13 protein-coding genes are annotated in these 13,515 nt (G+C 66.2%); 2 read left to right on the forward strand and 11 right to left on the reverse strand.

Features of this window, described 5'->3' with window-relative positions; genetic code table 11:
* The first annotated feature begins 112 nt into the window (after positions 1–112).
* Together xth and AC0IYU_RS14125 are read left to right on the forward strand one after the other, a co-directional pair.
* A complete protein-coding gene (gene xth, locus AC0IYU_RS14120) occupies positions 113–898 on the forward strand; it encodes an exodeoxyribonuclease III (RefSeq protein WP_472117778.1) in 786 nt (261 codons plus the stop codon).
* 4 nt (positions 899–902) lie between these two features.
* Positions 903–1,433: a hypothetical protein gene (locus AC0IYU_RS14125; RefSeq protein WP_435483261.1), complete on the forward strand. Its 531-nt coding sequence runs from the start codon at positions 903–905 to the stop codon at positions 1,431–1,433.
* A gap of 22 nt (positions 1,434–1,455) precedes the next feature.
* On the opposite strand, the gene ntrC is transcribed toward AC0IYU_RS14125, so the two are convergent.
* The 11 genes from ntrC to ggt all read right to left on the reverse strand — a co-directional run bounded on the left by ntrC (position 1,456) and on the right by ggt (position 13,488).
* Complete coding sequence (gene ntrC, locus AC0IYU_RS14130) at positions 1,456–2,991, reverse strand: nitrogen regulation protein NR(I) (RefSeq protein ID WP_472117781.1); 1,536 nt, start codon at positions 2,989–2,991, stop codon at positions 1,456–1,458.
* 26 nt (positions 2,992–3,017) lie between these two features.
* Positions 3,018–4,097 carry a nitrogen regulation protein NR(II) gene (gene glnL / locus AC0IYU_RS14135; RefSeq protein ID WP_435435468.1) on the reverse strand — a complete coding sequence of 360 codons (1,080 nt, stop codon included), beginning with the start codon at positions 4,095–4,097 and terminating at the stop codon, positions 3,018–3,020.
* A gap of 1 nt (position 4,098) precedes the next feature.
* Entirely contained in the window at positions 4,099–4,605 is a 507-nt protein-coding gene (locus tag AC0IYU_RS14140; protein ID WP_435483259.1) for a hypothetical protein, read from the reverse strand.
* Between the two features lie 159 nt (positions 4,606–4,764).
* On the reverse strand, positions 4,765–6,180 hold the full coding sequence (glnA, locus tag AC0IYU_RS14145; RefSeq protein ID WP_093434476.1) for a type I glutamate--ammonia ligase: 1,416 nt from the start codon (positions 6,178–6,180) through the stop codon (positions 4,765–4,767).
* 146 nt (positions 6,181–6,326) lie between these two features.
* Positions 6,327–7,127, reverse strand: coding sequence for a competence/damage-inducible protein A (locus AC0IYU_RS14150; protein WP_472117783.1), 801 nt, complete (start codon positions 7,125–7,127; stop codon positions 6,327–6,329).
* A complete protein-coding gene (locus AC0IYU_RS14155) occupies positions 7,124–8,020 on the reverse strand; it encodes an EI24 domain-containing protein (protein WP_472117786.1) in 897 nt (298 codons plus the stop codon). Before AC0IYU_RS14155 ends, AC0IYU_RS14150 begins: the two co-directional genes overlap by 4 nt.
* Before the next feature lie 50 nt (positions 8,021–8,070).
* Positions 8,071–9,045, reverse strand: a complete 975-nt coding sequence (locus AC0IYU_RS14160; protein ID WP_472117789.1) for a sterol desaturase family protein — start codon at positions 9,043–9,045, stop codon at positions 8,071–8,073.
* 10 nt (positions 9,046–9,055) lie between these two features.
* The gene (locus AC0IYU_RS14165; protein WP_472117791.1) at positions 9,056–9,868 is read right to left on the reverse strand and encodes a polysaccharide deacetylase family protein; all 813 of its coding nucleotides are present in this window, start codon (positions 9,866–9,868) and stop codon (positions 9,056–9,058) included.
* A complete protein-coding gene (locus tag AC0IYU_RS14170) occupies positions 9,852–10,859 on the reverse strand; it encodes a YncE family protein (protein WP_472117795.1) in 1,008 nt (335 codons plus the stop codon). The genes AC0IYU_RS14165 and AC0IYU_RS14170 overlap by 17 nt, the downstream gene beginning before the upstream one ends.
* 81 nt (positions 10,860–10,940) lie before the next feature.
* A complete protein-coding gene (locus AC0IYU_RS14175) occupies positions 10,941–11,690 on the reverse strand; it encodes a pseudouridine synthase (RefSeq protein ID WP_472117798.1) in 750 nt (249 codons plus the stop codon).
* Positions 11,691–11,751: 61 nt separating this feature from the next.
* Positions 11,752–13,488 carry a gamma-glutamyltransferase gene (ggt, locus tag AC0IYU_RS14180; protein ID WP_472117801.1) on the reverse strand — a complete coding sequence of 579 codons (1,737 nt, stop codon included), beginning with the start codon at positions 13,486–13,488 and terminating at the stop codon, positions 11,752–11,754.
* Between the last annotated feature and the right edge of the window lie 27 nt (positions 13,489–13,515).

Raw genomic sequence — 13,515 nt, forward strand, 5'->3', positions numbered from 1 at the left:
GTCCGCCGACACTCCCACGCGCCCCGCGTCGTGCCTCTCTTGCGGGCATCCGCGAGACACCCCACACAACGAATCCTGTGTTCTTCGAAACGATGGACACGCTGCCAGCCCCATGAAAATTGCCACCTGGAACGTCAACTCCCTCACCGCGCGCCTGCAGCACGTGCTCGACTGGCTTGCGGCCAACCCCGTCGACGTGCTCTGCCTGCAGGAGCTGAAGATGACCGACGACAAGTTCCCGCTCGACGCGCTGAAGGCCGCGGGCTACGAGGCCGCGGTGTTCGGCCAGAAGACCTACAACGGCGTGGCCATCCTCAGCAAGGCGCCGGTGCGCGATGTGGTGAAGAACATCGGCGGCTTCACCGACGAGCAGTCGCGCGTGATCACGGCCACCGTCGAGACGCCTGCGGGCCCGCTGCGCGTCGTCAACTGCTATTTCGTGAACGGCCAGGCGCCAGGCTCGGAAAAGTTCGCCTACAAGCTCAAGTGGCTCGACGCGCTGCACGACGCGCTGCGCCAGGAGCTGGCCGCCCACGCGAAGCTGGTGCTGCTGGGCGACTTCAACGTCACGCCCGAGGACCGCGACAGCTTCGACCCGGTGGGCCTGAAGGAAACGATCCACCACACGAGCGAGGAGCGCAACCATTTCAAGGCGCTGCTCGCGCTGGGCCTGACCGACAGCTTTCGCATGTTCGAGCAGCCCGAGAAAAGCTACTCGTGGTGGGACTACCGCATGCTGGGCTACCAGAAGAACCGTGGCCTGCGCATCGACCACATCCTGGTGAGCGAGCCGCTGGTGCCGAAAGTGAAGGGCTGCGTCATCGACCGCGTGCCGCGCAAGTGGGAAAAGCCCAGCGACCACGCGCCGGTGGTGCTCGACGTCGACCTCGGAGCCTGAGGCCATGGCGGCGCTCATTCGCATCGGCGGCCGTCTTGCCGTGGTGGCCGCGGCCCTTGCGCTGTCGGCCTGCTCGCTGCTGAAACCTTCGGACAAGGCGGAGGAAGGCGGCGCCGCACCCGCCACGACCTCGCCCACCGGCGAAGCTGCGCAGGGCGACCGCAACGTGCCCACGGTGCGCCTCATCACCGCGCAGACGCCGGCCGTGCGCACCTACCGCAAGATCGGCGCGCGCCACATCTACAACAAGTACGCCAGCCGCATCTACAAGGGCAAGATCCCGCCGCTGGTGTATGCGGTGGTGGTGGTGGAGACCGACATCGATGCCAATGGCAAGGTGATGAACGTGACCTTCAGCCGCACGCCCAGCCACGCGCCGGAGGTGGCACCGATGATCGCCGAGCTCATCAAGGCCGCCTCGCCCCTGCCCAGCCCGGGCAAGCTGGGCGGCCACACGTACGTGGACACGTGGCTCTGGGACAAGAGCGGAAACTTCCAGCTCGATTCGCTGACCCTGGGCCAGCGCAGCAGATAAAAAAAGCCCCGAAGGGCCTTTTTCATTCGATCCCGAGTTCCTGGATCTTGCGGGTGATGGTGTTGCGACCGATGCCCAGCTTCTGGGCGGCTTCGATGCGGCGCCCTCGCGTGTTGGTCAACGCGGTGAGGATCAGCCGAGATTCGAAGCGGCGCGACAGCACGTCCCACACATCGGTGCGGCCGGCCGCCAGCAGGGCCTGGGCTTCGACCTCGAGGCCGCTTTCCCAGCTGCTGACGCTGGTGGGCGCCGCCTCGGCGTGTTCGGGCGATGCCACCGGCACATGCGCCGCTTCGCGTTCGGCGCCCGCCGGGGGCAATGCCGGCGCCTGGGCCGCAACGGCATGGCTCGCGGCTTCGTGCGCATGGACATGGACCTCGGGCACCGATGCCGACATCACCTCGGGCGGCAGGTCTTTGGATTCGATCAGCTGTGCCGGCGCCATCACGGTCAGCCAATGGCAGATGTTCTCCAGCTGGCGCACGTTGCCCGGAAAGCCGAAGGCCGCGAGCTTGGCCAGCGCGGCATCGGAAATGCGCTTGGGCTCCACGCCGAGCTGGCGCGCGCTCACCTGCAGGAAGTGGCGCGTGAGCGCAGGCACGTCTTCGCCACGTTCGCGCAGCGCCGGCAGGCGCAGGCGGATCACGTTGAGGCGGTGGAACAAGTCTTCGCGGAAGCCGCCGAGCTTGACGCGTTGCTCCAGGTCCTGGTGGGTGGCCGCGATCACGCGCACATTGGCCTTGACCGAGTTGTGGCCGCCCACGCGATAGAAATGGCCGTCGCTCAGCACGCGCAGCAGGCGCGTCTGCAGGTCGAAGGGCATGTCGCCGATTTCGTCGAGGAACAGCGTGCCGCCCTCGGCCTGCTCGAATCGGCCACGGCGCATGGTCTGCGCGCCGGTGAAGGCGCCGCGCTCATGGCCGAAGAGTTCGCTCTCGAGCAGGTCTTTCGGAATGGCGGCGGTGTTGATGGCCACGAAGGGGCCGTTGGTGCGCGGCGAATGCTTGTGCAGCGCGCGCGCCACCAGCTCCTTGCCCGAACCCGATTCGCCGGTGATGAGCACCGTGACGTTGCTTTGCGACAGCCGGCCGATCGCGCGGAACACGTCCTGCATGGCGGGCGCCTGGCCGAGCATTTCGGGCGCGGCGACCATGCGCTCCTCGGCCACTTCCTCGCGCTGGCTTTCATCGACGGCGCGGCGGATGAGTTCGACCGCACGCGGCAGGTCGAAAGGCTTGGGCAGGTATTCGAAGGCCCCGCCCTGGAAGGCAGAGACGGCGCTGTCGAGGTCGGAGAACGCCGTCATGATGATGACGGGCAGGCCGGGGTGCTTGGCCTTGATCTTGTCGAGCAGGTCGAGCCCGGAACCGCCGGGCATGCGGATGTCGCTCACCAGGACCTGGGGGCCTTGCTGTTCGTCGTCGGCGGCCTGCTCGAGTGCGGCAAGCACCTCGCGCGTGTTCGTGAAACTGCGCGTGGGCAGGTCTTCGCGCAGCAGAGCCTTCTCGAGCACGAAGCGAATCGATTGGTCGTCATCAACTATCCAGATCGGCTTCATGCATCTCCTCTGTTGCCGGGGCTGCGCTAAGGCAGCGGTATCAATATCTTGAAATCGGTTCGGCCCGGGACGCTGTCGCACTCGATCACACCGTGATGCTGCTGCACAAAAGTTTGCGCGAGCGTCAGTCCCAGCCCCGTTCCGCCTTCCCTGCCCGAGACGAGCGGATAGAAGATGCGGTCCTTGATCGTGTCCGGCACACCCGGTCCATTGTCAATGACATGCAATTCCAGTGCCAGTCGATACCACTGCTTGTTGAAGATCACCTGACGGGCCACGCGCGTCTTGAAAGTGATCTGCGCATCGCCCGCCGCGCGGCGCTCGGACAGCGCCTGCGCCGCGTTGTGCGCGATGTTGAGCGTGGCCTGGATGAGCTGCTCGCGGTCGCCGCGAAACTCGGGAATCGACACGTCGAAGTCGCGCTCGATGTGCAGGTCGCGCGGAAACTCCGCGAGGATCACGGAACGCACGCGCTCGCACACCTCGTGGATGTTCACGTCGCCCACCACATGCGGGCGGCGGTGCGGCGCGAGCAGGCGGTCGACCAGCGTCTGCAGCCGGTCGGCCTCGTGAATGATGACCTGGGTGTACTCGATGAGGTCGCGCGACTCGACCTCCATCTGCAGCAGCTGCGCCGCGCCGCGAATGCCACCGAGCGGGTTCTTGATCTCGTGCGCGAGGTTGCGGATGAGTTCCTTGTTGGCCTGCGCCTGGTCGATGAGGCGCTCTTCGCGGTCCTGCCGCACCTGGTTCTCGAGCGGCGACATCTCGATGATGAGCTCGCCCTTCTTGTCGCCGTGCGCCAGCGTGACCTGAACGGGCATCAGCTCGTGATTGACGCGGCGCAGGAAGGCCTCGTAGCGCAGCGTCGCAAAGTCGTTGCTGGCGGCGCCGTCGATGGCGGTGCGCAGCACCTGGGGCTCATGGAAACATGCGCCGAACTGCGAGCCCTCGAGGGTGCGTCGCGAGGTGCCCAGAGCGTCTTCGAGGCCTGCGTTGGCAAACAGCACGGAGCCGTTGCTGTTGACCACCGCGATCAGCGTGGACAGCAGGTCGAAGGACTGGAAGCGCGGATTGGCGCCGTTCGCCTTCTTCCCGAACACCATGTTATTGCGGCTGCTTTGCGGGCAGCCGGCCGATTTCGCGGCGGATGCCGGCAATGTCGCTCTCGTTGCGCGCCAGCTCGGCCTTCATTTCGGCGACGCGGTCCAGGTACTTCTGGTAGTTGCGGCCTTCGCTGCCCTGCTTTTCGGGCTCGCCGTTGTTGTAGTCCTTCTGCAGCTCGGCCTGGCGGGCCTCGGCCTTCCTGAGCTCGGCCTCGAGCACCGAGCGGGCCTCGCCGTCACGGGCGCGCTGGTCGACGCCTTCGACGCGCGGGCTGCCGGCCGGCGCGCGCGCCGCAGACGAACCACCCGACGATGCAGAGCCGCCACCCGAGGGCTTCGTGCCCTGCACCACCGTGACGTTGCCGCCTTCCAGCGGCTTGCAGCCCTTTTGCTGGGCCACGCTCGCGTTGTTGGTGTATTCGTTGCCGCAGCGCCAGACGCGTTCCTGCGCAAGCGCCGGCAACGCGATCAATGAACCGGCCAGGAAAATGAGGGAAGCAGTCTTCATGTGTATCGGTAGAGGGGCGCGACAAAGGCGCATTTTCATGCAATTCGACGCCACCGGTGACCAGATGTTCCGCAGCAAGACAAAAGGACGGCCAGGGCCGTCCTTTTGTCTTACTTCCCCTCGGAAGACCGAGGGGAATGGCTGCCTTCGCGCGAGCGATTACAGCGAGTAGTACATGTCGAATTCGACGGGGTGCGTCGCCATGCGGAAGCGCGTGACTTCCTGCATCTTGAGCTCGATGTACGCATCGATGTACGAGTCGGTGAACACGCCACCCTTGGTGAGGAACGCACGGTCCTTGTCGAGGTATTCCAGGGCCTGGTCGAGGCTGTGGCACACGGTCGGGATCAGCGCGTCTTCTTCCGGCGGCAGGTGGTACAGGTCCTTGCTGGCGGCTTCGCCCGGATGGATCTTGTTTTCCACGCCGTCCAGACCGGCCATCAGCAGCGCCGCGAAGCCGAGGTACGGGTTCATCAGCGGATCGGGGAAGCGCGCTTCGACGCGGCGGCCCTTGGGGTTCGCCACGAACGGGATGCGGATCGAGGCCGAGCGGTTCTTGGCCGAGTAGGCCAGCTTCACCGGGGCTTCGAAGCCGGGCACCAGGCGCTTGTAGCTGTTGGTGCCGGGGTTCGTGATGGCGTTCAGGGCACGCGCGTGCTTGATGATGCCGCCGATGTAGTGCAGCGCGAAGTCCGACAGGCCCGCATAGCCGTCGCCGGCGAACAGGTTCTTGCCGTCCTTCCAGACGGACTGGTGCACGTGCATGCCGGAGCCGTTGTCGCCGACGATGGGCTTGGGCATGAAGGTGGCGGTCTTGCCGTAGGCGTGGGCCACGTTGTGGATCACGTACTTCTGCAGCTGGACCCAGTCGGCGCGCTGGACCAGCGTGCTGAACTTGGTGCCGAGTTCCATCTGGCCGGCGTTGGCCACTTCATGGTGATGCACTTCGACCGGGATGCCGAGGGCTTCGAGCACCAGGCACATTTCCGAGCGCATGTCCTGGAAGCTGTCGACCGGGGGCACCGGGAAGTAGCCGCCCTTGACTGCCGGACGGTGGCCGGTGTTGCCGTGTTCGTATTCCTTGTCGGTGTTCCACGAGGCTTCTTCGGAATCGATCTTCACGAAGCAGCCGGACATGTCGTTCTTCCAGCGGACGCCGTCGAACACGAAGAATTCGGGTTCCGGACCGAAGAAGGCGGTGTCGCCCAGGCCCGAAGCCTTCATGTAGGCCTCGGCGCGCTTGGCGAGCGAACGCGGATCGCGCTCGTAGGCCTTGCCGTCTGCCGGGTCGATCACGTCGCAGGTCAGGATCAGCGTCGTTTCTTCGAAGAAGGGGTCGATGTTGGCGGTGTTCGGGTCGGGCATGAGTTGCATGTCCGAGGCTTCGATGCCCTTCCAACCGGCGATGGAGGAACCGTCGAACGCGTGGCCCGAGGTGAATTTGTCTTCATCGAAAGCCGAGACCGGCACGGTGACGTGCTGCTCTTTGCCACGGGTGTCGGTGAAGCGGAAGTCGATGAACTTGACCTCGTTTTCCTTGACGAGCTTGAGTACATCGGCGACGGTCTTTGCCATCAGTTTCTCCTGAGTTGGATGGTGGTTAGGAATACAGGGACGAGGGATGCAGTTTCTGTGCCATTGTCACCTCACGGGATGAGGCCTTGATGAACGCTGCAAACCCCAAATAAAAGCGAAATTTCACCAAATTGGTGCCATCGACATTACCGCACCAATTCGGGTCCGAGCTTGGCATCAAAACCGTGCAAGCCTTCGATGAGCTGGGCATAGGCCGCCTCGAGGCGAACGGGGTCGCCCTTCACGCCAAGCTCGATATGACGGCCATATTCGGGGTGATCGACGCTCGGCAGGCTGAACACCTTGACGCCGGCATGCTGGTCTTCGATGGCCTGCATGAGCGGCGTGAGGGTGGCCTCCATGGCACCGAAAACGATCACTGACTTCTCGGCGACGGCATTTCGGGTGAACAGATCGGCGTAACGGCCGTCGAGCACGGACTCGACCATGGGCCAAGCCATGACCGGGAAGCCCGGCACGAAATGGACGTCCGCCACGCTGAAGCCGGGAATCTTGTTGTACGGGTTGTGGATGAGCGTGGCGCCCTGCGGGAACACGCCCATGTTGAGCCGATGCACGTTGTCGGACCGGTCGGGCTCGTAGGGCACGCCCTGCTCGCGCGCGGTGTCCTGCATGCGCTCGCGGATCAGCAGCTCGGCCTCGGGGTGCAGCGCCAGCGGCACGCCCAGCGCCTTGGCAGCGCACTGGCGGGTGTGGTCGTCGGGCGTGGCACCGATACCGCCGGTCGAGAACACGATGTCGCCCGAGGCAAAGGCACGGGCGAGCGCTGCGGTGATTCGCGCCGGCTCGTCGCCGACGTATTCGGCCCAGCTGAGCTGCAGGCCGCGGGCGGCGAGCAGTTCGATGACCTTCGCCATGTGCTTGTCGGCCCGTTTGCCGGAAAGGATCTCGTCGCCGACGACGATGAGACCGAATGCGCGTGTCATGGTGAACCCCATTGAGAAAGAGCGGCCTTGTTGGCTTGCGCGGCCTCCAGCGCCGGTGTGCCGCCGGCGGCCGACGCCGCAGCCACCTCGCCCACTGCGCGCTGGGCCCGCAACTGCCCGAGCGCGTCGAGGCAGTAGTGGGCGAACCAGAGCGCCGAAAAGGCAAAGACCAGTGTGTAGATCCAGATGGCGATCGGCACCAGAACGAAGAAGGCGGCTGCGAACAGCAGGCCCGACGCCCAGACGAGGCTGGGCGCCGCGCCCAGGTAGCCGCACAGCACGCCGATGCACAGCAGCGGCAGCCGGTGCGCGCGCAGCAGCGCAGCGCGTTCCTCGGGGCTGGCATGGTCGGCCAGCGCGTCGAAGCTCATCACGCGGTAGGTGAGCCAGCCCCAGATGAGCGGCGGAAGAATCAGCACGAGCGGCGGAATGAGCCACAGCGGCATCGACACCACCAGGGCAACCAGCGCAAGGAGGGTGACGCCGAGCGAACGCAGGACGCTGCCGAAAAAAGAGGCGCCCTTCTTTTGCTCGAGCGAGGGAAAGCGGCGCTCGGCCACGAGCCTGGTGAGTGCTGGCGCCATGAACCCGGCCACGATCAGCAGGCAGAGCACCACGATCAGCGGGGTGGCGGCGAACACCACGACCAGCGGCGCCAGCATGCCGGCGACGTCGCCCGAGAACAGCCGCCCGATCCAGGCCCAGAAGCTGGACAGCAGCGGCCAGGCGTCCAGCGCACCGCGCGTCCAGGCCACCGACGCTTCCCAGTAGAAATAGCCGAGACCGGCCGCCAACGCCACCATCAACGCCAATGGAAGCAACGACAGCACGATCACGCGCGGCAGCATGCAGTAGGCGACCGCGCGCCAGAAGGAATCGAGGAGCAGGCGCATGAGGCAGCGAGGATAACGCCTGGGGCGAGCCATCCGGGGGCCGGAGCCCCTTAGCCGCGCCCGACCATTCGCTTCAGGCCGAGCCACTGCTGCGACCAGAAGCCGCGGCCGTACTCGCGCACGCGGCCGTCGGCACCGGGTTCGACCTGGTCGCGGATGCCCGTAGGGTCGTAGCGGTTCTCGAAGTTGGCGGTGCGAAACATCATGTCCCACCAGGGGAGCAGCACGCCGAAGTTGTGGCCGCCCAGCGTGCTCTTGCCGTTGGATTCGTGGCCCAGGCCGATGCTGTGGTGCAACCGATGGAAGCGCGGGCTGATCCACAGCCGCTCGCCGAGAGTACCGAAGCTCAGCCGCAGGTTGGCGTGCTGCAGGCTCTCGCTGAGCTGCGTGAACGCGACGAAGGCGATGAATTGGCCCGGCGCCACGCCGATGAGCTGCGCCACGACGACGATCAGCGTGTCATGGACGATGTCGTCTAGCAGGTGGTTGCGGTCGTCGCTCCACATGGTCATCTGGCGCTGCGAGTGGTGCAGCGAGTGCAGGCCCCACCACCAGTTGAACTGGTGCTGGCCGCGATGGATCCAGTAGCCGACGAAGTCGAGCACCACCAGGTAGATCGCAAACGCGAGCACCGGCACGTCGGTCACGCCGGGCCACACCTCGTCGAGGTGGAAGGTACCCCACCCTGCCGTGCGCAGGCTGCCCATGGCGTCGTCGAAGAAGGGTTGCAGCGTGAAGAAGATGGCCAGGCGGAACAATCCGAGCCGGTGGATCAGCGTGTAGAGCACGTCGATGCGGATGGCCTGACGGTCGACCACAGGCTCCACCGAACGCCAGCGCTGCAGTGGCCCGATCACCGCGATCAGCACCACGATCTGGATGGCGCCGACCAGCAGCCAGCCGGTGGCGTCGAAGGCGTCCTCGGTCCAGCCGCCCAGGCCCACCGCGAAGACCAGCGGTTGCACCACGGCTTCGAAGAACCAGCCCTGCAAGGTGGAAAAAATGTCCGTCAACCACTCGATCACGACAGAAACCTCAAGGATGGGATGCGATCCAGGCGCGGAAGTCGGGGTGCTGGCGCAGGGTCTCGAAGCAGAAGCCCTTGGCCTTCAGGCCGACGATCAGCGGTTCGAGATTGGCCGGCGCCCACGGATCCTTGCGCGACCAGATGCCCAGGTGCGCGAGCAGGATGTCGCCGGGGCGGATGGTGTCGAGCGCCTGGGTGAGGAGCCTGGCATTGCTGAATTTTTCGCTCGGAAGTTCGTCGCCCAGGAAGCCCGCGGGCGCCCAGCCGACGTACTTGTAGCCACAGCCCTCGGCGGCCGCCAGCAGCGCGGGCGAGGTCTTGCCGCCGGGTGCGCGGTACAGGGGCAGCGGCTTCTTGCCGGTGATGGCGGCCAGCCGGTCGGACGATTTGCGGATGTTGGCGCAGTACTCGGCGGCGGTCCAGGTCGATTCCTTGCCGTCCTGCGGACCGGCCGACGGTTTGATGCGAAAGCTCGGCGGCGTGCCCTTGACGTCGGCGCGCCAGTAGGCGTGGTCGTAGGTGTGCGAGCCGAACTCGTTGCCCTCGGCCGCCCTCGCCTTCCACCATGGCGCCCAGTGGTCGTCGAGGCTGTCCCCGTCGGTCTGGGTGCGTTCCGCGGCGGCAAAGAAGGTGACGCGCACGTTCTGCCGCTTGAGCACGTCGGCCACCAGCGGGGCGATGCCCATGTGACCGGTGTCGAAGGTCAGGTAGACCGGCTTCTCGCAAGTGGCCGCGCCCTGCGCCGCCCACGCGCCAGGAATGACGCTTGCGGCCATCAGCAGCGCAAAAGCCGCGCCGATGCGCCTACGTCCGCTTGCCATGGTCCAGTGTCCACACGCCGTGCGGCGAACGGCCGACGTTGACCTGGCGCACCACCTTCTGGGCCACGAGGTCGACCACGGTGAGCTTCTTGGCCCAGCGCGAGGTCACGTACAGCGTCTTGCCGTCGGCCGACACGTCCATGCAATCAGGGCCGCCGGGCACGGCGTAGTTGGCAACGACCTTGAGCGTCGCCAGGTCGATGCGGCTGATGGTGTTGGCCACGCGGTTGCTCACGAACACGGTCTTGCCGTCGCCAGCCGAGCGGAAGGCATGGGCGCCTTTGCCGGTGGGGATCTTGCCGACCAGCTTGGGCTCCGCGCCGGCCACGTCGAACACCTGCACGCCGTCGCCGCCGGTCAGGCCGACCAGCAGTGTCTTGTCGTTGTGCACGCCGAAGATGTCGGCCGGCATCGGGCCGGTGGCGGTGCGCCACTTGACGGTTTGCGTGGGCAGGTCGACCGCGATCATCTCGTCGCTGTCCTGCATCGTCACGTAGGCGATGGTGCTGGTGTTGTCGATCCAGATGTGGCTGGGCGTCTTGCCGCTGGCGATGCGCTTGGCCAGCTTCAGGTCCTTGCCGTCCCAGCGGTACACGTCGACGTGGTTCAGGCGGTTGCCCGCCGTGACGAACCACTTCATGTCACGCGAGAACTGCAGCTGGTACGGATCGATGATGCCGTACACCACGCGCTGCACCGCGGCCGTCTTCGGGTCGAGGAAGGTCAGCGAATCACCGGCCGAATTGGCCACGATGACCGACTTTTCGTCGGGCGTCATGTAGAGGTGATGCGGCTCCTTGCCGGTGGCGATGCGCTGCTTTTCGGTCCAGTCGACCGGATTGATCACGCTCACGCTGGCGTCCAGCGAGTTGAGCACGAAGATCGGCGGTGGTTCGGCCGGTGCTGCGGTTGCGGTGTGCGCCGCCAGAACCGTCAGACAGGAAAAAATCAGAGCCGCGAGGCGGCCGTTCGGTCGAGCAGGAAGTCGCAAGGGAAGGTTCCGAGAGAGAGCTGACGATCTTAACGATCCGGACTTAAGGCTGGCTGACCGGGCGGGCGCTCTTTCTCTCCCCTATTTCGGTGGTTTGGCGGGTTTCGAGGGCGCGCGCAGCGCCGCGACCTCTTCGGCCGTGAGCCAGCGCCACTGCCCCGGCGCCAATGCCTCGGGCAGCGCCAGGTCGCCGATGCGCGAACGGTGCAGCCCTTCGACCCGGTTGCCGACCGCGGCCAGCATGCGCTTGACCTGGTGGTACTTGCCTTCGGTCAGCGTGAGCCGCAGGTGCAGCGGGCTGTCCGATTCGCAGGCGGCGGCGCGCACGGGCTTGGGGTCGTCGTCGAGCACCACGCCGGCCAGCAACTTCGCGATCTGCGCCTCGTCGACCGGGTGCTTGGCCGTCACCTCGTAGACCTTGGGCACGTGGTGCTTCGGCGAGCCCATCTTGTGGATGAACTGGCCGTCGTCGGTCATCAGCAGCAGCCCGGTGGTGTCCTGGTCGAGCCGGCCAATGGCCTGCACGCCCTGTACCGCGCCCTTGTTGGGGCGAAGGCGCAAGGGGGACGGCAGCAGCGTGTAGATGCTCGGGTAGGTCGAGGGCTTCTGCGAACACTCGGTGCCGGACGGCTTGTGCAGCATCAGGTAGGCCTTCTCGTGGTACGCCCACGCGGTGCCCTGGACGGTGAAAAGCAGGCCTTCGGGGTCGAGGTCGGCGAAAGGATCGGTCACGGCCCGGCCGTCGATGGCCACGTGGCCTTGCTGCGCAAGGCCCGCGCAGACGCGCCGTGTGCCGAAGCCCTGGGTGTAGAGAATGTCTTGCAGGTGCATAGGAAATGAAAAAAGCGGCCGCGCCCACAAGGGCACGACCGCCTTCAAGTGTGCCGCAGGTTCAGTAGCCCGCCGCCAGGCCCGTGTTGCGGCGCGGGTCGTTGGCACCGTAGAAGCGGTTGTTGCCGACCGGCTTGCCGCCCAGCGAAGGTGCGCCCACGATGATCGCCGCGAGGTGGTTGGCCGGCTGCGGCACGCCCAGGTTGTGGCCCATGTCGGTCAGGATCTTGCGCGTGTCGGGGCTGATGGCGAAGGTCTCGACGTTGGTGACGTCAGGCAGCCATTGCTGGTGGAAGCGCGGCGCATCGACGGCTTCCTGCACGTTCATGCCGTAGTCGACCACGTTCAGGATGGTGTGCAGCACGGCCGTGATGATGCGGCTGCCGCCCGGCGTGCCGACCACGAACACGGGCTTGCCGTCCTTCGACACGATGGTCGGGCTCATGGAGCTCAGCGGGCGCTTGCCCGGGGCGATCGCGTTGGCTTCGCCCTGCACCAGGCCGTACATGTTGGGCACGCCGATCTTCGAGGTGAAGTCGTCCATCTCGTTGTTCAGCAGCACGCCGGTCTTGGCGGCCGTGACTTTGGCGCCGAACCAGTCGTTCAGCGTGTAGGTGACGGAGACGGCATTGCCCCACTGGTCGGTGATCGAGTAGTGCGTGGTGTTGCTGCCTTCGTGCGGCGCGACGCCGGGCTTGATGTCCTTCGACACACCGGCCTTCTTCGGGTCGATGGCGGCGCGGATCTTCTCGGCGTAGCCCTTGTCGAGCAGGCGGTCGAGCGGGTTCTTCACGAAGTCGGGGTCGCCCAGGTAGCTGTTGCGGTCCACGTAGGCGTGGCGCATGGCCTCGATCTGGTAGTGCACCGACTGCGCCGATCGGAAGCCCAGGTCCTTGAGCGGGTAGCCTTCGAGGATGTTGAGCATCTCGCAGATGATCACGCCGCCCGAGCTGGGCGGCGGCGCCGACACCACGCGGTAGCCGCGGTAGTCGCACTCCACGGGGGCGAGTTCGCGCGTCTTGTACTGGTCGAGGTCGGCCTGGGTGATGATGCCCTTGCCGGCCTGGCTGGAAGCCACGATGGCATTGCCGACCCAGCCCTTGTAGAAGCCGTCGGGGCCCTTGGCGCTGACCTCCTTCAACGTCTTGGCCAGGTCCTTCTGCACCAGCTTCTGGCCGACCTGGAAGGGCTGGCCCTTGTTCAGGAAGATGGCGCCGGAGACCGGGTCTTTCTGGAAGTCGGCGGTGGCGGTCCAGAGCATGTCGATGTCGCCCTGCTCCAGCGCGAAGCCCTTGTCGGCCAGCTGGATCGAGGGGGCGATCAGGTCGGCGCGCTTCATGGTGCCGTACTTCTCGCGCGCGTATTCCATGCCCGACACGGACCCCGGCACGCCCACGGCCAGGTGGCCGTTGGTGCTCAGGCCTTTGACGACGTTGCCGTCCTTGTCCAGGTACATGTTGGCCGTGGCGGCCAGCGGCGCCTTCTCGCGGAAGTCGAGGAACGTCTTGCGGCCGTCGGCCAGCTGCACGGTCATGAAGCCGCCGCCGCCGAGGTTGCCCGCGGCGGGGTACACCACCGCCAGCGCGTAGCCCACGGCGACCGCCGCGTCGACGGCGTTGCCGCCGCGCTTGAGCACATCGACGCCGACCTTGCTGGCCAGGTGCTGCGCGCTCACGACCATGCCGTGCTCGGCCGCGACGGGCGCCTGCGACGCCGCGTGGGACGCGCTGGCGGCCGCCAGCGCAAGCACCGCCGCAACGGCGGCGCGCAGGTTGGGGGTCCAGTGAATGGGGTGCATGCGAGAGTCTCCTCTGTGGTCGATGAA

This window comes from Variovorax sp. AC103 (genome assembly GCF_979254005.1).